Raw genomic sequence first — 23,815 nt, 5'->3', positions numbered from 1 at the left:
GCGTTTTTTATGCGTTCGATTCTATGAAGCTTACTGGCTCAGCTTGGCTGCATGCCGCTGGTGGCGCTCCATGTAGCGCTCCACGTAGGAACACGATGGAATGACGGTGTAACCCATTTCCTCAGCGTACTCCAACGCCTTCTCGGTCAAGGCTGCCGCAATGCCGCGGCCACGCAGCGCGTTGGGCACGAAGGTGCGATAGATATCCAGGGTCTGTTTCCCCAGATCCATATAGGTCAGGTAGGCACGATGACCGTCCACATTGGTCTCGAACTGATGACCAGCCTGGTCATGGTGGATGGACAACGCCTCGCTCATCACTACTCCTCGCGGGTCTGGAATTCTGACCCCTACCTTACCGATGTTTTTCCGGCGAAGGAACATCTACGCCACCCCGTGCCTGAATGGACACCGAGAAGAACTGCACCCATCTCGCGCAACCGAGCACATATCAAATAGTAGGCACCATTGGCAGAAATGCTCAAGGTACGCTCGTCATCATGCTAAGTGCGGGGGGTACTGCTCCGGGTTACGCAGAGACGGCTCGACCAAGATCTCTGAAGATCGACAGCCTGAACATTGCCGGATGTTGAGACTTAAGACGAGCGCCCTTTGTTAAAGTCACCTCAACATGGAGAAAGATATGAGAGACGCCACGCAAAATCCGTACAAAAGTGTGGACGAATCCATCTAGACAGACTTTAGCCAAGATTCGGAAAAGAGCCGTGGCGCCGGAACTTTTCTTCGGCGGCTCGCTCAGCTCGGGCCTCCCAGCTGGGTATTTTTTAAACAATGCAGTTAAAAGTTGCTCGAAAAAGAATCAACGCCTACAATTTTTTTGGCTTCTTGCTTTACGTCAGTTTACTTACGACAAGTAATGGGTAGTATGTACGCCGGCTATTTCCTCACTCTGAGGAGACAGCTAACTTAATAGAAAGTCCTTGAAGGGGAACACGATGAACAACGTTCTGAAATTCTCTGCTCTGGCTCTGGCCGCAGTTCTGGCTACCGGTTGCAGCAGCGTATCGAAAGAAACCGAAGCACGTCTGACCGCTACTGAAGACGCAGCTGCTCGCTCCCAGGCTCGTGCAGACGAAGCTTACCGTAAAGCTGATGAAGCTCTGGCTGCTGCTCAAAAAGCACAACAGACTGCTGACGAAGCTAACGAGCGTGCACTGCGCATGCTGGACAAAGCTAGCCGCAAGTAATAGTCCTTCGGGATTGTTATCAAGCCGACCCATTTTTTGGGTCGGCTTTTTTATTGCCCGCTATTTCATACCGGCAATAAAAAACCCGCCGAGGCAGTCAGCACCGGCGGGTTCCTTTCATTGCATTACTGCAGCGGGTCGATCGGCGCAGTCGTCACCATCGGCGCCGAGGCATTTGGCACTCCGATTTCCACCGGCAAACCATCTTCGGCCGCAACCACGTCGCGGACCACATCCCAGTCCATGCGCAGGTTGTTGGTGATGTCCTCACGCTTGAGCATCGCGTTGATCACCGCGGTGTGCTTGTCGACCACAGAGGGATTGCCCTTGTCGTCCAGCGGCGTGTGTGCTTCCAGGTACACCTTGCCGCCACTGACACCGAACTTGTACGGGTCGCTGATAATGCGCACCGACGTGCCTACCGGCACCATGCTCGCCATTTCCAGCACGTTGTTGTTGAACATGCGGAAGCAACCGTGGCTGGTGCGCATGCCGATGCCGAACTTCTTGTTCGAACCGTGGATCAGGTAGCCCGGCGTGCCTAACGTGAACTTGAACGGCCCCAGAGGGTTGTCCGGGCCGGCCGGCACCACGTTCGGCAACGGGTCGCCATCGGCGGCGTGCTCGGCCTTGATCGACGCTGGAGGGGTCCAGGTCGGGTTCGGCGTCTTGGCGATGATGCTGGTATGGGCAATCGGCGAGCCCCAGCCTTCACGGCCGATACCCAGCGGGAAGGTGTACACCACGTTCCGGCCTTTGGGGAAGTAATAGAGGCGGTACTCGGCCAGGTTGATGACGATGCCTTCACGCGGGCCAGGTGGCAGGATGAAACGCGTCGGCAGCACCACTTCGGTGCCAGCGCCCGGCAGCCATGGATCGACGCCTGGGTTGGCCGCGACCATTTCCGAATAGCCCAGATCGTAGGTGGTACCAAGGTCGGCGAAGGTATCTTCGTACTTGGCCTTGATCACCTGGACCTGACCGATGATGTCTTCACCGGGCGGTGGCAGGGGCAGCTCCAATGCTGCTACGGGACCCGCCACACAGAGGGCGGCGAGAGACAGGTAGCGGGTGACGGCAGGAAAGCGCGGCAACATCCGGAAAATCCTTCGCATGATCGACAAGGGTATAAAAACGGGATTGTACACCGGCATCTGGAAATTCGGGGAGTTGACCGATAGCAAGCAATCTATCGGATTCTAAAGCTCGAAACGCAGTTCCGGCCAGATCGGCGAGGTGCCGCGTTTTTGCGATTCCAGAATGGCCCGGCACAGCGAGCACAGACGCTGGTCCTGGAACACACGGCGATCGACGCTCGACCAGCGCGGTTGTGCTGGCAACAGGCTGCCGCACAAGGTCCGGTCCGCCGAGCCGCCCAACTCCAGCTGACGGGTCACCAGATGTACCCGCACTTCCTGGCAGGCAAACAGATCCAGCTGTTCGTCAGGCTCGATCAGTTGGTAGGCAAAAAGTGACCAGGCAGGACGCGGCATCGGGGGCTCCAAATCGGGGGCGCCACCTTAGCCGAAACACCGCCGCTAGAAAAGCGTCAAAGCAGCGGTTTCAGTGTAGGCCAGACATTTTCCAGCAACTTGCCCTGAGCCCCGACAGTCGGGTGCAGGCCGTCGGCTTGCATCAAGTCTGGATGACCGCCTACGCCGTCGAGAAAAAACGGCACCAGGGGGATCTTTTTCTCCTCGGCCAACGTGCTGTAGACCTTCGCGAAGGCCTCGGTATAACGAACACCGTAGTTGGGTGGCAATTGCATGCCGAGTAGCAGCACCTTGGCGCCACTGGCGCGGGAGCTGTCGATCATTGCTGCAAGGTTTTGTTGCAATTGTGTTGGCAGCAATCCGCGCAGGCCATCGTTACCGCCCAACTCGAGGATTACCAACTCAGGCTTATGCTCTGCAAGCAGCGCGGGCAGGCGCGCCCGGCCTCCGGCACTGGTGTCGCCGCCAATGGACGCATTGACTACCTTATCGTCGAAACCTTCGCGCTTGAGCCGGTCCTCAAGCAGGGATACCCATCCCAACCGGGTATCCAGCCCGAAACCCGCGCTGATACTATCGCCAACGATCAGGACAGTACCCGCCGCTGCGCTCTGGGCCATGCACATCAAGGCCAGGCCAGCACTCAAAAACCACACACGCATCGGATTCTCCATGGGCGCAAGCATTCTCACCGCGAAGAACCTCAGCAAAGTGGTTCCCAGCGCGGAAGGTGAACTGACTATCCTGCACGAACTGAGCCTGAAACTGAACAAGGGCGACAGTCTGGCCATCGTCGGCGCCTCCGGTTCGGGCAAATCCACCCTTTTGGGCCTGCTCGCCGGTCTCGATCTGCCGAGCAGCGGTGAAGTCACGCTCGCGGGTCAAGCCCTGAGCAATCTCGATGAAGACCAACGGGCGCGCATCCGCGCCGAGCACGTGGGTTTTGTCTTTCAATCATTCCAGTTGCTGGACAGCCTCAACGCTCTCGAAAACGTGATGCTGCCGCTGGAACTCGATGGGCGCAAGGACGCCCGTGCGCGCGCCACCGAACTGCTGCAACGCGTCGGACTGGGCCAACGCCTGACCCATTCGCCCCGCCAGCTCTCCGGCGGGGAACAACAGCGCGTGGCGATTGCCCGAGCCTTTGCCGCCGAGCCCGATGTGCTGTTTGCCGACGAACCCACCGGCAACCTCGACAGCCATACCGGCGAGCGCATCAGCGATCTGCTGTTCGAGCTCAATCAGGAACGTGGCACGACCCTGGTGCTGGTGACCCACGATGAACGCCTGGCACATCGCTGCCGACGCCTGATCCGCCTTGACGCCGGCCTGCTCGTCCCGCCCCTGGAGGTTTAATGGCACGCCTGCCGCTGTTGCGCCTGTTCAGTCTTGCCATCCGCCAACTGCTGCGCGATGCCCGCGCCGGTGAGTTGCGCGTGTTGTTCTTTGCCTTGCTGGTGGCTGTGGCGGCGAGTACCGCCATCGGCTACTTCGGCGCCCGTCTGAACGGCGCCATGATGCTGCGTGCCACCGAGTTTCTCGGTGCCGACTTGCTGCTTGAAGGCAGCTCTCCCGCACGACCCGAACAGATAAAAAGCGGCACGGAGCTGGGCCTCGAACACGCTCAAGTGGTGGAATTTTCCAGCGTCATCGCCACTGACAATGGTATTCAGCTGTCCAGCATCAAGGCGGCCGACGACGTCTATCCACTGCGCGGCGAACTGAAAAGCGCCCCAGAGCCCTTCGCCCCGGAAGAACCCGGTGGCGGACCGAAACCCGGTGAGGCCTGGGTCGAAGCGCGACTGTTGACTGCGCTGGACCTGAAGATCGGAGACAGCATCGACGTCGGCATGCGCACTCTCAAACTGGCGCGAGTGCTGACCTATGAGCCGGACCGCGCCGGTAATTTCTACAGCCTGACGCCACGAGTACTGATCAACCTCAACGACCTCGCCGCGACCGGCGTGGTGCAACCCGGCAGCCGGGTCAGTTACCGCGAACTCTGGCGCGGTAAAGCCGAGGCGCTGGAAACCTATCGTCAATTGATCAAACCCAGCCTGGCCGCCAACCAGCGTTTGCAGGATGCCCGCGATGGTAACCGACAGATCGGCGGCGCCTTGGGCAAGGCCGAGCGCTACTTGAACATGGCCAGCCTGGTGGCGGTTCTGCTGTCCGGTGTGGCGGTGGCGTTGTCGGCGACACGCTTCGCTACCCGCCGATTCGATGCCAGTGCATTGCTGCGTTGCCTGGGTTTGTCCCGACGGGAAACCATGGTGCTGTTCAGTTTGCAACTGACGGTACTAGGGCTACTCGCCAGTTTCTGCGGCGCCCTCATCGGCTGGTTCGCGCAGTTGGGACTGTTCGCGCTGCTGCATGATTTATTACCGACCGACGTTCCACCGGGCGGTCTGTTTCCCGCTATTGCCGGGATTGGCACCGGATTGGTCGCGCTGGCAGGGTTTGCCTTGCCACCACTGGCGGCACTGGGTCGGGTTCCGCCATTGCGGGTGTTGCGTCGGGACATGTTGCCGATCCCTTCCAGCACCTGGATGGTGTACGGCGCGGCATTGGGCGCTCTTGGGCTGATCATGTGGCGTCTGAGCCTGGATCTGCTGCTGACGTTCGCCCTGCTTGGTGGTGGCGTGATCGCAGCGCTGATCCTTGGCGGCTTGTTGTTGCTGCTCCTGAAGAGTCTGCGCCGAATGCTGGCGCGCGCCTCTTTGCCGTGGCGCCTCGGGCTGGGCCAATTGCTGCGTCATCCACTGGCGGCCGCGGGGCAATCCCTGTCCTTCGGCTTGATTCTGCTGTCGATGGCGTTGATTGCATTGCTGCGTGGCGAGTTGCTGGACACCTGGCAGAACCAGCTACCGAAAAACGCGCCCAATTATTTCGCGCTGAACATCCTGCCGGCGGACAAACAGGCGTTTACCGATCGCCTGATCGAACTGTCGGCACAATCGGCGCCGCTCTATCCGGTGGTACCTGGACGGCTGATCAGCGTCAACGGTGAGCCGGTTCAGGAAATCGTCAGCAAGGACTCGGCCGGCGACCGAGCGATCCAGCGCGACCTGAGCCTGACATGGGCAGCGGATTTGCCGACGGGCAACAAACTCACTGCGGGTAACTGGTGGGCCGAACAGACCCCGGACGACATTCCCGGCGTATCGGTGGAAGGCAAAGTCGCCGAAAGCCTGAAGCTCAAGCTCGGCGATCACATGGTGTTTACCGTGGGTGGCGTCAATCGCGAAGCAAAGGTCACCAGCCTGCGGGAGGTCAACTGGGACAACTTCCAGCCTAACTTCTTCATGATCTTCCAGCCCGGCACACTGAAGGATCTGCCGGCGACCTACCTGACCAGTTTCTATCTGGCGGCCGGTCATGATCAGCAGATCGTGGATCTGTCCCGGGCGTTTCCCGCGGTAACCATCTTGCAAGTCGAAGCCTTGCTCGAACAGCTGCGCAGCATCCTCGCCCAAGTAACTCTGGCGGTGGAATACGTGCTGTTGTTCGTGTTGGCGGCAGGGATGGCGGTGTTGTTTTCAGGCTTGCAGGCGACGCTCGATGAACGCATTCGCCAAGGCGCCTTGTTGCGAGCGCTAGGGGCCGAGCGCCAACTGTTGGTCAAGGCCCGGCGGATCGAGTTCGGTTTGCTTGGAGCGGTCAGCGGATTGTTGGCAGCGCTGGGTTCGGAACTGGTAAGTATGGTGCTCTACCGCTACGCCTTCGACCTGCCGTGGCACCCCCATCCGTGGTTATTGGTGCTGCCACTGATCGGTGCGGTGCTGATCGGGGGAGCCGGTGTGTTTGGTACGCGCCGTGCGCTGAACGCCAGCCCCCTGACAGTCTTGCGCGAGGGTTGATAGACTCAAGCTCTCTCTATCACAAGAAGTTGCCATGAGCCGTTATCGCCCTCCCCGCCCCGCTGGCACCGCGCTGATCACGCCCGAAGGTGAAGCGCGAATGCGGGCCGAGTTTCATGAGCTCTGGCATGTTCGGCGGCCGCAGGTGACACAGTCAGTCAGCGAGGCCGCGGCACAGGGCGATCGCTCGGAAAACGCCGAATACACCTACGGCAAAAAGATGCTGCGCGAGATCGACAGTCGAGTGCGCTTTCTCACCAAACGGCTGGAAGCGCTCAAAGTCGTCAGCGAAAAACCGAGCGATCCGAACAAGGTTTATTTTGGCGCCTGGGTCACAATCGAAGACGAGGACGGCAAAGAGTCGCGCTACCGTATCGTCGGGCCGGATGAACTGGATTTGAAACTGGGCCTGATCAGCATCGATTCGCCGCTGGCCCGCGCCCTGATCGGCAAGGCGCTGGACGCCGAGGTTCGGGTTCAGACACCGACCGGTGAACAGTGCGTATATATCGTGGCTATCGATTATCTTTGAGCCGCAGCACTCTAAACCTCAACGGCGGGTAATCAGCCCCTGTCGGGCAACGCGAGTCAGTTGCTTGATCACTTCGGGTGCGTCCTCGAGGCTGGGCGATTGAATCACCGCCAGATCGAAACTGTCGCTGGCAAATCGAGCCAGCGATTCACCCTCTTCGACAAACTGGATCAGGAAGGCCACAGGCCCACCGGTGCGACGCGGCCAGCCATCGAGATAACGCAAGAGTGTCGGCTGATGTTTGCCGCCAAGCAGGATTTTTGGATTGCGCTGGGTGAGGTGTGCCGTGATCGGCGCGGGGCGTATAACAGGGCTTAGTGCATTCATTGTGTCGTGTCTCTGCCTCAAAAGTCTGCATGGCAGGTGAGAGGCAACACCGAACCAGCGCTTTAGCGGTATTTCGAAGCCTGTTTCAAGCTTCTATCGGCAACTGAATGAGTCACCTGGCGCCCCGCAAGTAGCTGTTTAAATCGGCGCATGGGCAGCATCCTAGAGAAGCTGACCGGACAGTGTCAAGAATGACGAGCAACAAAAAGGCCCGCGCAATGCGGGCCTTTTCATTGAGCCAGAGCGGTCAGCCGGCGATAGCGCGGTCAGCCGAGAGCTTGCCGGCGCCTTCGATCAGCACCGCGATGCTGCCGCCGAGTAGCGCCAGGGCAAATTCATAACCGTTGTTGGCCATGAACAGACCGTTAGGAAGGTGCACCGAGAAGATTGCCACCAGCGAGAGAAAGGTCAGGCCGAAGGCCGCTGGGCGAACCAGCAAGCCAATGATCAATGCCAGGCCGGCGAAGAACTCGGTACCACCGGCCAGCGTCGCCATCAGGTAGCCCGGCGCCAGGCCGATGCTTTCCATGTATTGCGCGGTGCCCGCCAGACCGTAACCACCGAACGCCCCAAAGAGTTTCTGTGAGCCGTGGGCAGCGAAGATGATGCCGACGAAAATCCGCAAGACAGTCAGGCCGTAGCCGGCGCGGGTAAACATTACCTTGTTGATCAGTGTGCTCATGCTGTGTCATCCGTTGTCAGTGTGTGTTGGTTGGCCGCTATATTAATCAGTAAATCACATGTTAAAAGCGCAATTAATCCGCCATAACAATCAGTTTATTCGATTATTTGCGTGAGGCAACTTTCTGCCCCTGGGGCTCCAACGACTCCCGCTCCCGATCGAACGCCAGGTAATACTTGTTCACGCTATTAACATAGCTGACGGCGCCCATTCCCACCTGTTCCATGGCGATGCGTTCAACCTGGAAGAACCACTGATTGGGATTCAAACCACGCCGACGAGCCTCGGCACGCATGCCCTGAACCCGTTCCGGCCCCATGTTGTAGGCCGCGAGCACGAACGCCATGCGCTCGCGCTCGTTGAGTTTGGGGCTGGCAAAGAACTTGCGACGAATCATCGCCAGGTACTTGGCCCCGGCCTGCACATTGGCATCGAGATTCTGAATGTTGTCGACCCCCACCCGTTGGGCGGCGGACGGGGTGATCTGCATCAGCCCGGTAGGGCCGCTGCCACTGCGGGCATTGGGTTGCAGGGCCGATTCCTTGAATGCCAGGGCCGCCAGATTCAACCAATCCATGCCTTGGGCTTCGGCGTGTTTTTGCAGCACCGGTCGAAGTTTCTCGAGGCGCTGTCGATCAGCTTTGGCCAATGGATAGTGCACTTGATACAAACGTCGATAGATCCGCAGGAACGCGGCATCCTGATCCGATGGTTTTTTGTAACCCGTCAGGAAGCGATCAATGCTCGCGCGCAACATTGAGGCGTCACGACGCACGAACCAGAACTCTTCGCCAGGCTCACTGATGAGCACCTGCCGATCAAAACGCAACTTGGGCAGGATCTTGCCCCAGCGTTCGGCAATGGGTTGCTCGACGATCGTCAGGTGAAAGATTCCCCCCTGAACCATCTCCAGTACATCCTCGACCGCCAGACTGGGATCGACCCACTCGATGGTCACCGGTGGCAGTTTGAGCAACGCGAGCTTTTGATTGATCTGGCTGACCGCGTCCCCGGCGGCACTGCCGGTGGGCAACGCCAGGGTTTTGCCAGAGAGTTGTTCGAGACGGGTGTAACGTCGCTCGCCTTTGATCCCGACCAATATCAACGGGATGTTGCTGGCAATCGGTTCACTGGTGCTGACCGCGTGGCCCGGTTGCAGGTCCAGCAGCTCCCCCGGCGCGACCAGATCACCCTCGCCGCGCTGCAACGCACCGATCAGTTGATCCTTGCCCTTGGGAATGATCTTGAGGGTAATTTCCTGACCGTCACGGGCGTGACCGTTGAGGTATTGCTCGAAGGCTCGCAAGCGGTGGTATTCAACACCGATGGCCTGGCCCTGGACTTCGCCGGAGCTGTTGCGGCTCTGGTTGACCAGCACCCGCAACACCCGACTGCTGCGAATTTCCGCCAAGTCGCGGACTTTCGCCGCAGGCACGGCTTGCAGCGGCCCGGCCAGACGCGCAACTGCCGGCATCGGCAGCAGCAACGAACAACACAGCAGTAGCAAAACCGAGGGACGTGTCATCCACTCTCCAGAAAGAATACTGGGCCGATTTCAAGAATTTTCATGAAATCGAACGACAGAAACAGAGCGCCGTGAGCGCTGGCAAAGTGCGAAAGACTGGCGCAGTGATGGCACCACGGCCACCCTGACCTGTCTCGCGGCATCAGGAGACAGCTTTAACTCATTGTAGTTCTTGGCTTTTCTTATAAATCTACAGCTCTGATATGCTTTCCGGCCTTTGGTCCGAGGTAGCACCATGCAACTCATCGATATCGGCGTCAACCTGACCAACCCCAGTTTTGCCGACAAACACCAGGCTGTACTCGACCGCGCCTACGCGGCCGGGGTCTGCCAATTGGTGCTCACCGGCACCAGTGTCGAGGGCAGCGAGCAAGCGCTGGAACTGTGCCGGCAACTGGACGAAACGGCTCAACGGCTGTTCGCCACCGCCGGCATTCATCCCCACAGCGCCAGCGACTGGAACGCCGACAGCGCCCAGCGCCTGCGCAGTTTGCTCAAGGAGCCAAACGTTGTGGCGGTCGGTGAATGCGGGCTGGATTTCAATCGTGATTTCTCGCCGCGCCCGCAGCAGGAAAAAGTCCTGGAAAAGCACTTGGAGTTGGCGGTCGAGCTGCAACTGCCGGTGTTCCTCCACGAACGCGACGCCAGCCAGCGCTTGCTGGAAATCCTTCGCGATTATCGTGATCAGTTGCCGGCCGCCGTGGTGCACTGCTTCACGGGCGAAAAGAAAGCGTTGTTCAGTTATCTCGATCTGGATTTGCACATCGGGATCACCGGCTGGATCTGCGACGAGCGCCGGGGCACGCACCTGCATCCGTTAGTGAAAGAGATCAAGCGGGGACGGTTGATGCTGGAGAGCGATGCACCGTATCTGTTGCCGCGCAGCCTGCGACCCAAGCCGAAAAATGGTCGCAACGAACCGGCGTATCTGACCGAAGTGTTGCGGGAAGTGGCGTTGCATCGCGGGGAGAGCGAAGAAGAGCTGGCGGCTCACAGCACGGCGTGTGCGCGAGCATTCTACGGGTTGCCTGCTGTTGACTGATGCAGCCTCAACGCTATCGCGAGCCTGATCAGGCCCGCGATACAAGCGTCGCGGTCTTGTCTTAGTGACTGCTACGCAACATTTCTTTAGGCACGTACTTGCCGATCTCGAACTTGCCGATCGCCGCGCGGTGCACTTCGTCCGGGCCGTCGGCCAGGCGCAGGGTGCGTTGCATCGCATACATGTAGGCCAGCGGGAAATCGTTGGACACCCCTGCCCCACCATGGATCTGGATCGCCCGGTCGATCACCCGTAAGGCCACGTTCGGTGCGACAACCTTGATCTGAGCGATTTCGCTTTTCGCAACCTTATTGCCGACGGTGTCCATCATGTACGCCGCTTTTAATGTCAGCAGACGTGCCATGTCGATTTCCATCCGCGAGTCGGCGATTTTGTCGATGTTGCCGCCCAGACGTGCCAAAGGTTTACCGAACGCAGTACGGGTTACCGCCCGTTTGCACATAAGTTCCAATGCACGTTCGGCCATGCCGATTGAACGCATGCAGTGGTGAATCCGCCCTGGGCCAAGGCGACCCTGAGCGATTTCGAAGCCGCGTCCTTCGCCCAACAGGACGTTTTCGTACGGCACACGGACGTTTTCGAACAGCACTTCGGCGTGGCCGTGAGGGGCGTCGTCGTAACCGAACACGGGCAGCGGACGAACGATCTTCACGCCTGGAGCATCCACCGGCACCAGAATCATCGAGTGCTGCGCATGACGCGGCGCGTCAGGATCGCTCAGGCCCATAAAGATCAGAATCTTGCAGCGTGGATCGCAGGCACCTGAAGTCCACCATTTTTTGCCGTTGATCACCCACTCGTCGCCATCACGCACGGCGCGGGCGGCCATGTTGGTGGCATCGGACGAGGCCACATCCGGTTCAGTCATAGCGAACGCCGAGCGGATCTCGCCACGCAGCAAAGGTTCGAGCCAGCGCTGCTTCTGCTCTTCGTTGGCATAACGCACCAGCACTTCCATGTTGCCGGTGTCTGGCGCGGAGCAGTTGAACGGCTCGGGGCCCAGCAGCGAACGGCCCATGATTTCGGCCAGCGGCGCGTACTCGAGGTTGGTCAGGCCGGCGCCGAGTTCGGACTCAGGCAGAAACAAATTCCACAAACCTTCAGCCTTGGCCTTGAGTTTGAGCTCCTCCATGATTGCCGTCGGCTGCCAGCGATCGCCTTCGGCGACCTGGCGCTCGAACACCGCTTCAGCGGGATAAACGTAGGTATCCATGAACGCGGTCACGCGCTCACGCAGTTCTTGCACCTTGGGCGAATAAGCGAAATCCATGGGCAGCTCTACCTTTTGACTGAGGGTTTTGATGAGTTGTTCAGGTCATGCAATCGATGCTAGAACAGCTACGAAAATTTACCTAGCCTATTCTCGGCGTGTATTAACATTCATCACCGATATATGATCGGCTGATCGAGAGCCCAACAATAAGAGTGCAGCGCAATGAATCTGAGCAAGGTCGACCTCAACCTTTTCATCGTCTTCGACGCGATCTACACCGAAGCCAACCTCACCCGCGCCGGGCAGATTGTCGGCATTACTCAACCGGCGGTCTCGAACGCCCTGGCCCGTCTGCGCGAGACCTTCAATGACCCGTTGTTCGTGCGCACCGCTCAGGGCATGGTCCCGACGCCCATGGCGCAGAACATTATCGGGCCGGTGCGCAACGCCCTCTCCCTGCTGCGGGTGTCGGTGCAGGAAAGCCGTATTTTCAACCCGTTGCAGGCGGTCAAGACCTACCGCATCAGCATGACCGACCTCACTGAAGCGGTAATCCTGCCGCCGCTGTTCCAGCGCCTGCGTCGCCTGGCACCGACGGTGATCATCGAAAGCTTCCTGTCCAAGCGCCGCGAGACCACCAAGGAACTGGCGGCCGGGCGACTTGATTTCGCGGTCGACGCGCCGCTCAATACAGACCCGCAAGTGCGCCACGTCAAGTTGATGGAAGACCGTTACGTGTGCGCCATGCGCAAGGGCCATCCGCTGGCAGGCAAAGAAAAGTTCACCCTCGACGATTACCTGTCGCTGACCCATATCCATATCTCCAGCCGCCGTAGCGGTCTGGGCCATGTCGACCTGGCCTTGGGCAAAATGGGCATCCAGCGCAAGATCGCCCTGCGATCCCAGCATTACTTGATGGCATCCCAGGTGTTGCAGCAGACCGACATGGTGATGACCGTGCCGGAACGCTTTGCCCGTCGCCATGATTTGTACTCGGTGAACCTGCCGGTCAACGATGTGCCGCCGGTAGAAACCCACCTTTATTGGCACGAAAGCACCGACCAGGACCCGGCCAACCGCTGGATGCGCGAGCAGATGATCGAGTTGTGCCAGCAGGTGACGGCACATGAGAAGAAGCTCGATAAGGTGTAGGACTTTGGACCGAGGTGCTCCCATCGCGAGCAGGCTCACTCCAGCATTTACCCGGGTCTTTCAGAAAGAATACGGTCGAATGTAGGAGCGAGCCTGCTCACGATGGGGCCGGCACTGACAGCAAAAACCCACGCCCCTTGACGTAAACGTCAACCTGCCATTAGCTTAGCGCCATGACCTTTTTCGAGCGCTTCCATGAGCAGCCAGACCTATAGCATTTCCGACCTCGCCCGCGAGCTCGACATCACCACCCGGGCCATTCGCTTTTATGAAGAGCAAGGCCTGCTCAGCCCCGAGCGGCGCGGTCAGGAGCGTATCTACTCGCCCCGTGACAAGGTCAGCCTGAAGCTGATCCTGCGGGGCAAGCGCATTGGTTTCTCCCTGGCCGAATGCCGCGAGCTGATCGAACTCTATGACCCCACCGGTGGCAATCAGAAACAGCTGCAAACCATGCTGACCAAAATCGCTGAACGCCGCGAACAGCTGGAGCAGCAGATGCTCGACATCGAACAGATGAAGCTGGAGCTGGACACCGCGCAGGAGCGTTGCACCCAGGCGCTGGAACAGACCATCAAAAACCAGGAACTCATCCAATAACCAAACGTAATGATCGTTCCCACGCTCCGCGTGGGAATGCAGCCCGTGACGCTCAGCGTCACACATCCAGAGCGTCCATTGCGGCATTCCCACGCAGAGCGTGGGAACGATCCCTAACTGAACAGGTGAATTGCTTATGTCCCTACCCACTCACGTTCGCCTGGTCGAAGTCGGCCCACGCGACGGTCTGCAAAACGAAGCCCAACCCATCAGCGTCGAGGACAAGGTGCAACTGGTCGACGCGCTGACCGCCGCCGGGCTCGGCTATATAGAAGTCGGCAGTTTCGTGTCGCCCAAATGGGTGCCGCAAATGGCCGGTTCCGCCGACGTCTTCGCGCAGATCCAGCGCAAGCCTGGGGTGACGTATGGTGCACTCGCCCCCAACCTGCGCGGGTTTGAAGATGCCATCGCAGCCGGGGTCAAGGAAGTCGCGGTCTTCGCTGCCGCGTCGGAATCGTTTTCCCAGCGCAACATCAATTGCTCGATCAGCGAAAGCCTGGAGCGTTTCGTGCCGATCATGGACGCCGCCAGGCAACACGGTGTCAGCGTGCGTGGTTACGTGTCCTGTGTGCTGGGCTGCCCTTACGAAGGTGACGTCGCGCCCGAGCAAGTCGCGCGGGTCGCTCGCGAGCTCTACGCGATGGGCTGCTATGAAGTGTCCCTTGGCGACACCATCGGCACCGGCACCGCTGGCGCGACCCGCAAGATGTTCGACGTGGTGTCGGCCGATGTACCCCGTGAAAAACTCGCCGGGCACTTCCACGACACCTATGGCCAGGCCATGGCCAACATTTATGCCAGCCTGCTGGAAGGCATCTCGGTGTTCGACAGCTCCATCGCCGGCCTCGGCGGCTGCCCCTACGCCAAGGGCGCCAGCGGTAACGTCGCGACCGAAGATGTGGTTTACCTGCTCAACGGCCTGGGTATCGAAACCGGTATCGACCTGGACGCGTTGATTCTGGCCGGTCAGCAGATTTGCACGGTGCTGGGGCGAGCGACCGGTTCGCGCGTGGCCAAGGCTCGTAGCGCACAGTGAGTGGGCGGATGTGTCCGGGTGTTACCGCTGCGTCTGAAACGTGGGGGGCAAGCGAGTAACACGGAAACAAATCGTCGGGTTTTGCCAGAACGAAAAATCCTACAAAATCACAAATCATTGTTTTTAAAGGATTTTTAAAAGTTGGCACGGCTTCTGCTATCTCTATGGCATAACAAGAACAAAAAAAGCGGCAAACCTAATAAAAATAAGACGTAACGACTCTGACATAACAAAAACAACACGGCAGAGACGCAGCTAACAGATTTTTTTGGAGAGGATGTGCTTTTCAGGGTGCTTTTCGGAGTAACCCGCAACCGGGCAGAGAACAATAAAACTACCTTCAGGTAGCTCCCGAACTGGTTGGATCGCTTGGCGAAAAAGTAGATCAGCGCTCAAAAAAATACGTTTGCTCTTGATCCCGGATGGGGATCGACAAAAACAGCGGTAAAGGGTCACGGTTTCCAAAAACAACAACAGACCGCCCCTCAATAATAAAAAAAGAGCACGTAACGACAAAATTAAAGGGGAGCTTCGGCTCCCCTTTGTGCTTTCTGGTGTTTGCCATTTCCGCTGCCCCCCCTGTGGGAGCGAGCCTGCTCGCGATAGCGGTGGTTCAGTCGACATCTATATTGGATGTGCTGCCGTCATCGCGGGCAGGCTCGCTCCCACAAGGAATGGTGGTCAGGCGTGATTACCGCGCAATTCCTCGATACTGATTTCCCGCATCCGAAACTTCTGGATCTTCCCGGTCACCGTCATCGGAAACTCATCGACGAATTTAAAGTAACGCGGTGTCTTGAAGTGCGCGATGCGTTCCTTGCACCACGCTTGCAGCTCCTGCTCGGTAGCACTGTGGCCCGGATGGAATTTGATCCAGGCGACAATCTCTTCGCCATACCGCGAGCACGGAATCCCGATCACTTGCACATCTGCCACCGCCGGGTGGGTAAAGAAGAATTCTTCCAGCTCCCGCGGGTAAATATTCTCACCGCCGCGGATGATCATGTCCTTGTTGCGTCCGGCAATGCATACGTAGCCTTCGTCATTCATGCTCGCCAGATCACCGGTGTGCATCCAGCCGGCCTGATCGATGGCCTCGGCGGTGCCTTGCGGATTGTTCCAGTAACCGAGCATCACGCTGTAGCCGCGGGTGCACAGCTCACCGATAGTGCCGCGCGGCACCAGGTTGCCCGCTTCGTCGATGATCTTGCTTTCCAATTGCGGCTGGGTGCGGCCGACGGTGGTAACACGCAATTCCAGTTCGTCTGACGGACCAGTCTGCAATGACACCGGACTTGTTTCCGTCATGCCGTAGGCAATCTGCACTTCGCTCATGTGCATTTCGCTGATGACCCGGCGCATCACTTCGATCGGACAGGTCGCCCCGGCCATGATCCCGGTGCGCAGGCTCGACAGATCGAATTCAGCACGCTTGGGCTGATCGAGCATGGCGATGAACATGGTCGGTACGCCGTAAAGCGCGGTGGCCTTTTCTTCGGCGACAGTGGTCAGGGTCAGCAATGGATCGAACGCATCGTTGGGGTAAATCATGGTGCTGCCGTGGGTCATGCAACCGAGGTTGCCCATGACCATGCCGAAGCAGTGATACAGCGGCACGGGGATGACCAGACGATCACTCGCGGTCAGGCCGAGGCTTTCGCCGACCATGTAACCGTTATTGAGAATGTTGTAGTGACTGAGGGTCGCGCCCTTGGGGAAGCCGGTGGTGCCAGAGGTGTACTGGATGTTTACCGCCTGGTCGAAATGCAGGCTGTTTTGACGTTCGCTCAACTGCTGTGCCGACACGCTCCCCGCAAGATCGGTCAATTGCGACCACGGCAGGAAACCCGATGGCGGCTGAGCATCAAGGCTGATGACACCGCGCAGCTCCGGCAGGCGTTCGCTCTGCAATTTTCCGATGGATTGCTCAGCCAGCTCGGGAACGAGGCCCTGCAGCATCCCGTGATAGTCGGAGGTCTTGAAGGCACCGGCGCAAACCAGCCATTGGCAACCGGATTGCTTCAATACGTACTCGAGTTCGGAGCTGCGGTAGGCCGGGTTGATGTTGACCAGAATCACGCCGATTTTCGCGCTGGCGAACTGGCTGATACACCATTGCGCGCAGTTCGGTGCCCAGATACCCAGACGATCACCGGCCTGCAAGCCCAGCGCCAACAGCGCTTTGGCATGCAGATCCACGGCTTCGGCCAGTTGCTGCCAGGTGTAGCGCAACTGTTGATGGCGCACGACCAGCGCCTCGCCGGTCGGGTATTGCGCGACGGTGTTATCGAACGCCTGGCCGATGGTCATCGCCAGCAAGGCTTTGTCCTGGGAACCACGGGTGTAACTACGCTGCGGGCTTGCACTGGGTTGATCCATGACGACCCCTATTGTCTTTATTAGTGGGTGTTACAGCGACCCCCAGAGGGAGCGACCTGTGGCGAGGGGATTGAGCGAAACGTCGCACCGCCCCGTTCGGCTGCGAAGCAGTCGCAAACCCGGTGAATACGGCTTCTCTGACACACCGTAATCACCGATTTGGGGCCGCTTCGCGACCCAACGGGGATAAATCCCCTCGCCACAGGTGCTCCCACAGAGGTTGTTCGCCTTCTATGAACTGGCTCTACTCTCGCTCAAGTTGACGTTAACGTAAAGGGTGATTGACAGCCATTCGTCACAGGCTTACGTTAACGTAAAGGTGAGAACCAAATCACGGCCTTCCCGACCCTACAAAAAAGCCAAAAGGTGACCCATGAGCTACCCATCCCTGAACTTTGCCCTCGGTGAAACCATCGACATGCTGCGCGATCAGGTTCAGTCCTTCGTCGCCAAAGAAATCGCGCCGCGCGCCGCTCAGATAGACATCGACAACCTGTTCCCTGCCGACCTCTGGCGTAAATTCGGCGACATGGGTCTGCTGGGTATCACTGTGCCGGAAGAATACGGCGGTGCGGGCCTGGGTTACCTGGCGCACGTCGTCGCTATGGAAGAAATCAGCCGCGGTTCGGCCTCGGTCGCCCTGTCCTACGGCGCGCACTCCAACCTCTGCGTCAACCAGATCAACCGCAACGGCAATCACGAACAGAAAAGCAAATACCTGCCGAAGCTGATCAGCGGCGAACACATCGGCGCCCTGGCCATGAGCGAACCGAATGCCGGTTCCGACGTGGTATCGATGAAACTACGCGCCGATAAACGCGGCGACCACTACGTCCTCAATGGCAGCAAGACCTGGATCACCAACGGCCCGGACGCCAACACCTATGTGATCTACGCCAAGACCGACCTGGAAAAAGGCCCGCATGGCATCACCGCGTTCATCGTAGAACGTGATTCCAAAGGCTTCAGCCGCAGCAACAAATTCGACAAGCTCGGCATGCGCGGTTCCAACACCTGCGAGCTGTTCTTCGACGACGTCGAAGTGCCGGAAGAAAACATCCTCGGCGTGCTCAATGGCGGCGTGAAGGTGCTGATGAGCGGTCTCGATTACGAACGCGTTGTGCTGTCCGGCGGCCCGACCGGGATCATGCAGGCCTGCATGGACTTGATCGTGCCGTACATCCACGACCGCAAGCAGTTCGGCCAAAGCATCGGCGAATTCCAGCTGATCCAGGGCAAGGTCGCCGACATGTACACCCAACTCAACGCCAGCCGCGCCTACCTCTATGCAGTAGCGCAAGCGTGCGAACGCGGCGAAACCGCCCGCAAGGACGCCGCCGGAGTCATCCTCTACAGCGCCGAATGCGCAACCCGAATGGCCCTCGACGCGATCCAGATTCTCGGTGGCAATGGCTACATCAACGAATTCCCGGCCGGTCGTCTGCTGCGTGACGCCAAGCTGTACGAAATCGGTGCCGGCACCAGTGAGATCCGTCGCATGCTGATCGGTCGCGAACTGTTCAACGAAACCCGCTAAACGGAGCTGTCCATGGCTATCCTGCATACCCAGCTCAACCCCCGTTCGGCGGAGTTCGCGACCAACAGCGCGGCGATGCTCAAACAGGTCGACGACCTGCACACCCTGCTCGCCAAAGTGCAGCAAGGTGGCGGCCCGAAGGCGCAAGAGCGCCACACCTCTCGGGGCAAACTGTTGCCTCGTGAACGGATCAATCGCCTGCTCGATCCGGGTTCGCCGTTTCTCGAGATCAGCCAATTGGCGGCTTACGAGGTGTATGGCGAAGACGTTCCGGCCGCAGGCGTGATTGCCGGGATCGGGCGTGTGGAAGGCGTCGAATGCATGATCGTCGCCAACGACGCCACCGTAAAAGGTGGCTCGTATTACCCGCTGACCGTGAAAAAACACCTGCGCGCCCAGACCATCGCCCAGCAGAACCGCTTGCCGTGCATTTATCTGGTGGACTCTGGCGGCGCCAACCTGCCGCGTCAGGATGAAGTGTTCCCGGACCGTGAGCACTTCGGACGGATCTTCTTCAACCAGGCCAACATGAGCGCCATGGGCATCCCGCAAATCGCGGTGGTCATGGGCTCCTGCACCGCCGGTGGCGCGTACGTGCCGGCCATGGCCGACGAAGCGATCATGGTGCGCGAGCAAGCGACGATTTTCCTCGCTGGCCCGCCGCTGGTGAAAGCCGCGACCGGTGAAGTGGTCAGCGCCGAAGACCTCGGCGGGGCCGATGTGCACTGCAAGATTTCCGGGGTGGCCGACCATTATGCCGAGAGCGACGAACACGCCTTGGCCATTGCGCGGCGCAGCATCGCCAACCTCAACTGGTGCAAGCTTGGCGAAGTGCAGCAGCGCACACCGATCGCTCCGCTCTACAACAGCGACGAGTTGTACGGCGTGGTGTCGGCGGATGCCAAGCAGCCGTTCGACGTGCGTGAAGTGATTGCGCGGTTGGTGGACGGTTCGGTGTTCGACGAATTCAAAGCGTTGTTCGGGACGACCCTGGTGTGCGGCTTTGCCCACTTGCACGGTTACCCGATCGCGATCCTCGCCAACAACGGCATTCTGTTCGCCGAAGCCGCGCAGAAAGGCGCGCACTTCATCGAGCTGGCCTGTCAGCGCGGCATTCCATTGCTGTTCCTGCAAAACATCACCGGTTTCATGGTCGGCCAAAAGTACGAGGCCGGCGGCATCGCCAAGCATGGCGCGAAACTGGTGACCGCGGTGGCGTGCGCCAAGGTGCCGAAATTCACCGTGATCATCGGCGGCAGTTTCGGTGCCGGTAACTACGGCATGTGTGGGCGAGCTTACGATCCACGTTTCCTGTGGATGTGGCCGAACGCACGCATCGGTGTGATGGGCGCCGAGCAGGCGGCGGGTGTTTTGGTGCAGGTCAAACGCGAGCAGGCCGAACGCAGTGGCCACGGTTTCAGCGCCGAGCAGGAAGCCGAGATCAAGCAACCGATCCTCGACCAGTATGAAGAACAGGGTCATCCCTACTACTCCAGCGCCCGGTTGTGGGACGACGGCGTCATCGACCCGGCGCAAACCCGGGATGTCTTGGCCCTGGCCTTGTCGGCGTCGCTGAATGCGCCAATCGAACCGAGCCGCTTCGGCGTGTTCCGGATGTGATCGGGAGAAAATCATGAGCGACTTCAATACCCTCGAACTGCTGACCGACCCGCGTGGTTTTGCGACCCTGTGGCTCAGCCGTGAAGAAAAGAACAACGCCTTCAACGCCGAAATGATCCGCGAACTGATCCTCGCGCTGGACAAAGTGTCGAGCGACACCAGCCTGCGGTTTCTGCTGGTGCGTGGACGCGGCAAGCATTTCAGCGCTGGTGCAGATCTGGCCTGGATGCAGCAATCGGCCGAACTCGATTACCACACCAACCTCGACGACGCCCGGGAACTGGCGGAGTTGATGTACAACCTCGCCAAGCTGAAAATCCCGACGCTGGCGGTGGTGCAAGGCGCTGCATTCGGTGGTGCGCTGGGCCTGATCAGTTGCTGCGACATGGCCATCGGCGCCGATGACGCGCAGTTCTGCCTGTCGGAAGTGCGCATCGGCCTGGCCCCGGCGGTGATCAGCCCGTTCGTGGTGCAAGCCATCGGCGAACGCGCGGCACGTCGCTACGCGCTGACTGCCGAGCGTTTCGGCGGACAACGCGCGCGGGAAATCGGCTTGTTGTCGGAGAGTTATCCGATCGCTGAGCTGGAACAGAAAGTCGAACAGTGGATCGACAACCTGCTGCTCAACAGTCCGGCCGCCATGCGCGCCAGCAAGGACTTGCTGCGCGAAGTCGGCCACGGCGCGCTGACCCCGGCACTACGCCGCTACACCGAAAACGCCATCGCCCGCATCCGCGTCAGCCCCGAAGGCCAGGAAGGCCTGCGAGCCTTTCTGCAAAAACGTCCACCGAGCTGGCAAGCCGAAACCACCACCAAGGAGCCGCGTTGATGAGCGCACCTGTTCTCACCACCCTGCTGGTGGCCAACCGCGGCGAAATCGCTTGCCGGGTGATGCGCACCGCCAAAGCCCTGGGCCTGACCACCGTCGCCGTGCACAGCGCCACCGACCGTGAAGCCCGACACAGCCGCGAAGCGGATATCCGCGTCGACCTCGGTGGCAGCAAAGCCGCCGACAGTTACCTGCAAATCGACAAACTGATCGCCGCCGCCAAGGCCAGTGGCGCTCAGGCGATTCATCCCGGTTATGGCTTTCTTTCCGAGAACGCCGGGTTCGCCCGCGCCATCGAAGAAGCGGGCCTGATTTTCCTCGGCCCGCCCGCCTCGGCCATCGATGCGATGGGCAGCAAATCCGCAGCCAAAGCCTTGATGGAAACCGCCGGCGTGCCATTGGTGCCCGGCTATCACGGTAAAGCGCAGGACTTCGACACGTTCCGCGACGCCTGCGCACGCATCGGTTATCCGGTGCTGCTCAAGGCCACCGCAGGCGGCGGCGGCAAAGGCATGAAAGTGGTCGAGGACGTCAGCCAGTTAGCCGAAGCCCTGGCCTCGGCCCAACGTGAAGCGAAATCCTCGTTCGGTGATTCGCGGATGCTGGTGGAAAAGTACCTGCTCAAACCACGTCACGTGGAAATCCAGGTTTTCGCCGACCAGCACGGCAATTGCCTGTACCTCAACGAACGTGATTGCTCGATACAGCGTCGCCACCAAAAAGTCGTTGAAGAAGCACCCGCTCCAGGCTTGAGCCCGGAGCTGCGTCGCGCCATGGGTGAGGCCGCCGTGCGATCGGCACAAGCCATCGGTTATGTCGGTGCTGGCACCGTGGAGTTTCTGTTGGATTCGCGGGGTGAGTTCTTCTTCATGGAGATGAACACCCGCCTGCAAGTCGAACACCCGGTCACCGAAGCCATCACCGGCCTCGATCTGGTGGCCTGGCAGATTCGTGTGGCCCGCGGCGAAGCGCTGCCGATGACTCAAGATCAGGTTCCGCTGATCGGCCATGCCATCGAAGTGCGGTTGTATGCTGAAGACCCGGGCAATGATTTCCTGCCGGCGACCGGTCGACTGGAGCTGTATCGCGAATCCGCGCATGGTCCGGGACGGCGGGTAGACAGCGGCGTCGAGGAAGGCGATGAGATTTCACCGTTCTACGACCCGATGCTCGGCAAACTGATTGCCTGGGGCGAGGATCGTGAACAGGCGCGACTGCGGCTGCTGAGCATGCTCGATGAATTTGCCATTGGCGGACTCAAGACCAACATCAACTTCCTGCGCCGGATCGTCGGTCATCCGGCGTTTGCTGCGGCCGAACTGGATACCGGGTTCATTCCGCGTTATCAGGAAGAGCTGCTGCCAGTCGCCTCAGATCTCAGTGACGAATTCTGGCAAGCCGCCGCCCAAGCATTTGCCCAAAGCCAGCCGAGGACAACTCGTGCCGATGACCCGGTTTCGCCTTGGGCCAACAGCAATGGTTTCCGGGCCGGACTGCCGACAGAAATCACCCTGCATTTGAGTTGTGAAGGCCAGGATCGCGCGCTGACGTTGGGCGACGCTGATGCCCACACCGCTCAACTCAAGGGCGACCAACTGCTGACCGAGCACAACGGCCTGCGCCGCCAGCATCGGGCAATCCGCCGGGGCGAGGTGCTGTATCTGCAATGGGAAGGTGAACTGCGCCGCATCGAGTCCTACGACCCGATCAGCGCCGTCGAAGCCAGCCACAGCCATCACGGCGGGCTGACCGCGCCCATGAATGGCAGCATCGTGCGGGTATTGGTGGAAGCCGGGCAAACGGTCGAAGCCGGGGCGCAGTTGGTGGTGCTGGAGGCGATGAAGATGGAACACAGCATTCGTGCACCACACGCCGGGGTGATCAAGGCACTGTATTGCCAGGAAGGCGAGATGGTCAGCGAAGGCAGTGCGTTGGTCGAGTTTGAAGACGCATGAAATGAAGATCGGTCCTACGCCTTGCGAGGACCGATCTGATTAGAACCTGGCGGTCGCCTGAACCACCACGCCGATAATTCGGCACTCCTCGGTGTAAAGGGCTTTCGGATACGTCGGATTGAGCGGGACCAGGTAACGCTGCCCGCCCTCTTCTATCAGTTTGCGGAAAACCGCCTCGGTGCTGTCCGGCCAGTGGGCAATCACCAACTTTCCGGGTTCCGGCACGATGGCCGGGTCCACCAGGATCATCATGCCCTCGGCAACGCTGATGCCAGTGGGTGCGGTCATCGCATCGCCGACCACCACCAGCCAGAATGCCGGACCCTGGGCGTGGTAATCGGTCAGTTCGAAACGTGGCTTGCCATACACCGGCAGTTCACCGTCGCGGACCTCGACAGGCGCCCGCCAGTCACTGACCGGGTAGCGGAAATAGGGGTTGTACTTTTGTGTCAGCGAAATCTCGTTGTCCTGTGGGACTAAAGGCTCCCGGATCACAATCGCCACTTCCAAAAAATCCATCCCGAGCGCCCGCAAGACACGGTTCATGTCTTCGATGCTCGGCTGACGGCGTTTATTCAGCCAGTGCCCCACGCCGCCCTGGGACATCCCGAGGCGATCTGCGAGTACTTCTTGAGTGACTTTGAGTTCACTCATCTTGGCCTTGACCAATTCAATCCATTTATCCATGTGCGGCACGATACGTGGGCACCTCCGGCCATCAAAACACAAATTGTAGTATTTAATCTCTCGTCATAAATACAGTTCGTACTAGGATTGGTTCACGGATCTGAATCTATCACGGAGTTT

The 23,815-nt window shown here is 59.4% G+C and carries 22 protein-coding genes; 12 read left to right on the top strand and 10 right to left on the bottom strand.

The features are described from left to right. Positions 1-30: 30 nt before the first annotated feature. Positions 31-318: a GNAT family N-acetyltransferase gene (locus ACQ4OB_RS20955; RefSeq protein WP_008057026.1), complete on the bottom strand. Its 288-nt coding sequence runs from the start codon at positions 316-318 to the stop codon at positions 31-33. 638 nt (positions 319-956) lie between these two features. On the opposite strand from ACQ4OB_RS20955, the gene oprI reads away from it, so the two are divergent. Continuing rightward, entirely contained in the window at positions 957-1,208 is a 252-nt protein-coding gene (gene oprI, locus ACQ4OB_RS20950) for an outer membrane lipoprotei OprI (RefSeq protein ID WP_002553018.1), read from the top strand. Positions 1,209-1,333: 125 nt separating this feature from the next. Here the strand turns inward: oprI and ACQ4OB_RS20945 are convergent, their stop codons facing one another. From ACQ4OB_RS20945 to ACQ4OB_RS20935, 3 genes are all read right to left on the bottom strand, one after another. Beyond that, a complete protein-coding gene (locus ACQ4OB_RS20945) occupies positions 1,334-2,305 on the bottom strand; it encodes a L,D-transpeptidase family protein (protein ID WP_074878358.1) in 972 nt (323 codons plus the stop codon). 102 nt (positions 2,306-2,407) lie between these two features. Next, positions 2,408-2,701, bottom strand: a complete 294-nt coding sequence (locus ACQ4OB_RS20940) for a hypothetical protein (protein ID WP_003226812.1) — start codon at positions 2,699-2,701, stop codon at positions 2,408-2,410. A gap of 56 nt (positions 2,702-2,757) precedes the next feature. Beyond that, entirely contained in the window at positions 2,758-3,363 is a 606-nt protein-coding gene (locus ACQ4OB_RS20935; RefSeq protein ID WP_074878360.1) for an arylesterase, read from the bottom strand. A 10-nt stretch (positions 3,364-3,373) separates the two neighbouring features. Here ACQ4OB_RS20935 and ACQ4OB_RS20930 point away from each other — a divergent pair, with 10 nt between their 5' ends. From ACQ4OB_RS20930 to greB, 3 genes are read left to right on the top strand one after another with little or no spacing between them, the layout of a single operon-like run. Next, positions 3,374-4,057, top strand: a complete 684-nt coding sequence (locus tag ACQ4OB_RS20930; protein ID WP_074878361.1) for an ABC transporter ATP-binding protein — start codon at positions 3,374-3,376, stop codon at positions 4,055-4,057. Further along, positions 4,057-6,561: an ABC transporter permease gene (locus ACQ4OB_RS20925; protein WP_430956373.1), complete on the top strand. Its 2,505-nt coding sequence runs from the start codon at positions 4,057-4,059 to the stop codon at positions 6,559-6,561. Before ACQ4OB_RS20930 ends, ACQ4OB_RS20925 begins: the two co-directional genes overlap by 1 nt. A 34-nt stretch (positions 6,562-6,595) precedes the next feature. Further along, positions 6,596-7,093 (top strand): transcription elongation factor GreB, encoded by a 498-nt coding sequence (gene greB / locus ACQ4OB_RS20920; protein WP_074878365.1) that lies wholly within the window; start codon positions 6,596-6,598, stop codon positions 7,091-7,093. A gap of 18 nt (positions 7,094-7,111) precedes the next feature. On the opposite strand, the gene ACQ4OB_RS20915 is transcribed toward greB, so the two are convergent. The 3 genes from ACQ4OB_RS20915 to ACQ4OB_RS20905 form a co-directional block, all read right to left on the bottom strand. Beyond that, positions 7,112-7,420 (bottom strand): class I SAM-dependent methyltransferase, encoded by a 309-nt coding sequence (locus ACQ4OB_RS20915; protein ID WP_430956372.1) that lies wholly within the window; start codon positions 7,418-7,420, stop codon positions 7,112-7,114. Between the two features lie 247 nt (positions 7,421-7,667). Beyond that, a complete protein-coding gene (locus ACQ4OB_RS20910) occupies positions 7,668-8,102 on the bottom strand; it encodes a DoxX family protein (protein WP_074878368.1) in 435 nt (144 codons plus the stop codon). A 103-nt stretch (positions 8,103-8,205) separates the two neighbouring features. Further along, positions 8,206-9,627 carry a transglycosylase SLT domain-containing protein gene (locus ACQ4OB_RS20905; RefSeq protein ID WP_102616319.1) on the bottom strand — a complete coding sequence of 474 codons (1,422 nt, stop codon included), beginning with the start codon at positions 9,625-9,627 and terminating at the stop codon, positions 8,206-8,208. 235 nt (positions 9,628-9,862) lie between these two features. Here ACQ4OB_RS20905 and ACQ4OB_RS20900 point away from each other — a divergent pair, with 235 nt between their 5' ends. After that, positions 9,863-10,669, top strand: coding sequence for a TatD family hydrolase (locus ACQ4OB_RS20900; protein WP_074878371.1), 807 nt, complete (start codon positions 9,863-9,865; stop codon positions 10,667-10,669). Positions 10,670-10,730: 61 nt separating this feature from the next. On the opposite strand, the gene ACQ4OB_RS20895 is transcribed toward ACQ4OB_RS20900, so the two are convergent. Next, positions 10,731-11,960: an acyl-CoA dehydrogenase gene (locus ACQ4OB_RS20895; RefSeq protein WP_074878373.1), complete on the bottom strand. Its 1,230-nt coding sequence runs from the start codon at positions 11,958-11,960 to the stop codon at positions 10,731-10,733. A 165-nt stretch (positions 11,961-12,125) separates the two neighbouring features. On the opposite strand from ACQ4OB_RS20895, the gene ACQ4OB_RS20890 reads away from it, so the two are divergent. From ACQ4OB_RS20890 to ACQ4OB_RS20880, 3 genes are all read left to right on the top strand, one after another. Continuing rightward, the gene (locus ACQ4OB_RS20890; RefSeq protein WP_008148497.1) at positions 12,126-13,055 is read left to right on the top strand and encodes a LysR family transcriptional regulator; all 930 of its coding nucleotides are present in this window, start codon (positions 12,126-12,128) and stop codon (positions 13,053-13,055) included. A 195-nt stretch (positions 13,056-13,250) separates the two neighbouring features. Further along, positions 13,251-13,652, top strand: a complete 402-nt coding sequence (locus tag ACQ4OB_RS20885) for a MerR family transcriptional regulator (RefSeq protein WP_074878375.1) — start codon at positions 13,251-13,253, stop codon at positions 13,650-13,652. A gap of 136 nt (positions 13,653-13,788) precedes the next feature. Next, complete coding sequence (locus tag ACQ4OB_RS20880) at positions 13,789-14,688, top strand: hydroxymethylglutaryl-CoA lyase (RefSeq protein WP_430956371.1); 900 nt, start codon at positions 13,789-13,791, stop codon at positions 14,686-14,688. Positions 14,689-15,369: 681 nt separating this feature from the next. Here the strand turns inward: ACQ4OB_RS20880 and ACQ4OB_RS20875 are convergent. After that, positions 15,370-17,067, bottom strand: coding sequence for an AMP-binding protein (locus tag ACQ4OB_RS20875; protein WP_074878380.1), 1,698 nt, complete (start codon positions 17,065-17,067; stop codon positions 15,370-15,372). Between the two features lie 373 nt (positions 17,068-17,440). Between ACQ4OB_RS20875 and ACQ4OB_RS20870 the strand changes: the two genes are divergently transcribed. Genes ACQ4OB_RS20870 through ACQ4OB_RS20855 form a run of 4 tightly spaced genes read left to right on the top strand, consistent with a single transcriptional unit; the run spans position 17,441 to position 23,008 of the window. Further along, positions 17,441-18,604: an isovaleryl-CoA dehydrogenase gene (locus ACQ4OB_RS20870; protein ID WP_074878382.1), complete on the top strand. Its 1,164-nt coding sequence runs from the start codon at positions 17,441-17,443 to the stop codon at positions 18,602-18,604. 12 nt (positions 18,605-18,616) lie between these two features. Next, positions 18,617-20,224 carry a carboxyl transferase domain-containing protein gene (locus tag ACQ4OB_RS20865; RefSeq protein ID WP_430956370.1) on the top strand — a complete coding sequence of 536 codons (1,608 nt, stop codon included), beginning with the start codon at positions 18,617-18,619 and terminating at the stop codon, positions 20,222-20,224. A 13-nt stretch (positions 20,225-20,237) separates the two neighbouring features. Beyond that, the gene (locus ACQ4OB_RS20860) at positions 20,238-21,053 is read left to right on the top strand and encodes a gamma-carboxygeranoyl-CoA hydratase (protein ID WP_102616322.1); all 816 of its coding nucleotides are present in this window, start codon (positions 20,238-20,240) and stop codon (positions 21,051-21,053) included. Further along, positions 21,053-23,008 (top strand): acetyl/propionyl/methylcrotonyl-CoA carboxylase subunit alpha, encoded by a 1,956-nt coding sequence (locus ACQ4OB_RS20855; protein WP_430956369.1) that lies wholly within the window; start codon positions 21,053-21,055, stop codon positions 23,006-23,008. Before ACQ4OB_RS20860 ends, ACQ4OB_RS20855 begins: the two co-directional genes overlap by 1 nt. A gap of 39 nt (positions 23,009-23,047) precedes the next feature. Here ACQ4OB_RS20855 and ACQ4OB_RS20850 read toward each other — a convergent pair whose 3' ends face one another. Beyond that, positions 23,048-23,695, bottom strand: coding sequence for a LexA family protein (locus ACQ4OB_RS20850; RefSeq protein ID WP_074878391.1), 648 nt, complete (start codon positions 23,693-23,695; stop codon positions 23,048-23,050). Between the last annotated feature and the right edge of the window lie 120 nt (positions 23,696-23,815).

Source organism: Pseudomonas sp. ES4, from assembly GCF_050586665.1.
Lineage (GTDB): Bacteria > Pseudomonadota > Gammaproteobacteria > Pseudomonadales > Pseudomonadaceae > Aquipseudomonas > Aquipseudomonas frederiksbergensis.
This window is presented reverse-complemented; position numbering and strand designations above follow the sequence as displayed.

Coding starts and splice junctions, on each gene's coding strand:
- ACQ4OB_RS20955 (WP_008057026.1), bottom strand. CDS start 318: ATGAGCGAGGCGTTGTCCATCCACCATGACCAGGCTGGTCATCAGTTC.
- oprI (WP_002553018.1), top strand. CDS start 957: ATGAACAACGTTCTGAAATTCTCTGCTCTGGCTCTGGCCGCAGTTCTG.
- ACQ4OB_RS20945 (WP_074878358.1), bottom strand. CDS start 2,305: ATGTTGCCGCGCTTTCCTGCCGTCACCCGCTACCTGTCTCTCGCCGCC.
- ACQ4OB_RS20940 (WP_003226812.1), bottom strand. CDS start 2,701: ATGCCGCGTCCTGCCTGGTCACTTTTTGCCTACCAACTGATCGAGCCT.
- ACQ4OB_RS20935 (WP_074878360.1), bottom strand. CDS start 3,363: ATGCGTGTGTGGTTTTTGAGTGCTGGCCTGGCCTTGATGTGCATGGCC.
- ACQ4OB_RS20930 (WP_074878361.1), top strand. CDS start 3,374: ATGGGCGCAAGCATTCTCACCGCGAAGAACCTCAGCAAAGTGGTTCCC.
- ACQ4OB_RS20925 (WP_430956373.1), top strand. CDS start 4,057: ATGGCACGCCTGCCGCTGTTGCGCCTGTTCAGTCTTGCCATCCGCCAA.
- greB (WP_074878365.1), top strand. CDS start 6,596: ATGAGCCGTTATCGCCCTCCCCGCCCCGCTGGCACCGCGCTGATCACG.
- ACQ4OB_RS20915 (WP_430956372.1), bottom strand. CDS start 7,420: ATGAATGCACTAAGCCCTGTTATACGCCCCGCGCCGATCACGGCACAC.
- ACQ4OB_RS20910 (WP_074878368.1), bottom strand. CDS start 8,102: ATGAGCACACTGATCAACAAGGTAATGTTTACCCGCGCCGGCTACGGC.
- ACQ4OB_RS20905 (WP_102616319.1), bottom strand. CDS start 9,627: ATGACACGTCCCTCGGTTTTGCTACTGCTGTGTTGTTCGTTGCTGCTG.
- ACQ4OB_RS20900 (WP_074878371.1), top strand. CDS start 9,863: ATGCAACTCATCGATATCGGCGTCAACCTGACCAACCCCAGTTTTGCC.
- ACQ4OB_RS20895 (WP_074878373.1), bottom strand. CDS start 11,960: ATGGATTTCGCTTATTCGCCCAAGGTGCAAGAACTGCGTGAGCGCGTG.
- ACQ4OB_RS20890 (WP_008148497.1), top strand. CDS start 12,126: ATGAATCTGAGCAAGGTCGACCTCAACCTTTTCATCGTCTTCGACGCG.
- ACQ4OB_RS20885 (WP_074878375.1), top strand. CDS start 13,251: ATGAGCAGCCAGACCTATAGCATTTCCGACCTCGCCCGCGAGCTCGAC.
- ACQ4OB_RS20880 (WP_430956371.1), top strand. CDS start 13,789: ATGTCCCTACCCACTCACGTTCGCCTGGTCGAAGTCGGCCCACGCGAC.
- ACQ4OB_RS20875 (WP_074878380.1), bottom strand. CDS start 17,067: ATGGATCAACCCAGTGCAAGCCCGCAGCGTAGTTACACCCGTGGTTCC.
- ACQ4OB_RS20870 (WP_074878382.1), top strand. CDS start 17,441: ATGAGCTACCCATCCCTGAACTTTGCCCTCGGTGAAACCATCGACATG.
- ACQ4OB_RS20865 (WP_430956370.1), top strand. CDS start 18,617: ATGGCTATCCTGCATACCCAGCTCAACCCCCGTTCGGCGGAGTTCGCG.
- ACQ4OB_RS20860 (WP_102616322.1), top strand. CDS start 20,238: ATGAGCGACTTCAATACCCTCGAACTGCTGACCGACCCGCGTGGTTTT.
- ACQ4OB_RS20855 (WP_430956369.1), top strand. CDS start 21,053: ATGAGCGCACCTGTTCTCACCACCCTGCTGGTGGCCAACCGCGGCGAA.
- ACQ4OB_RS20850 (WP_074878391.1), bottom strand. CDS start 23,695: ATGGATAAATGGATTGAATTGGTCAAGGCCAAGATGAGTGAACTCAAA.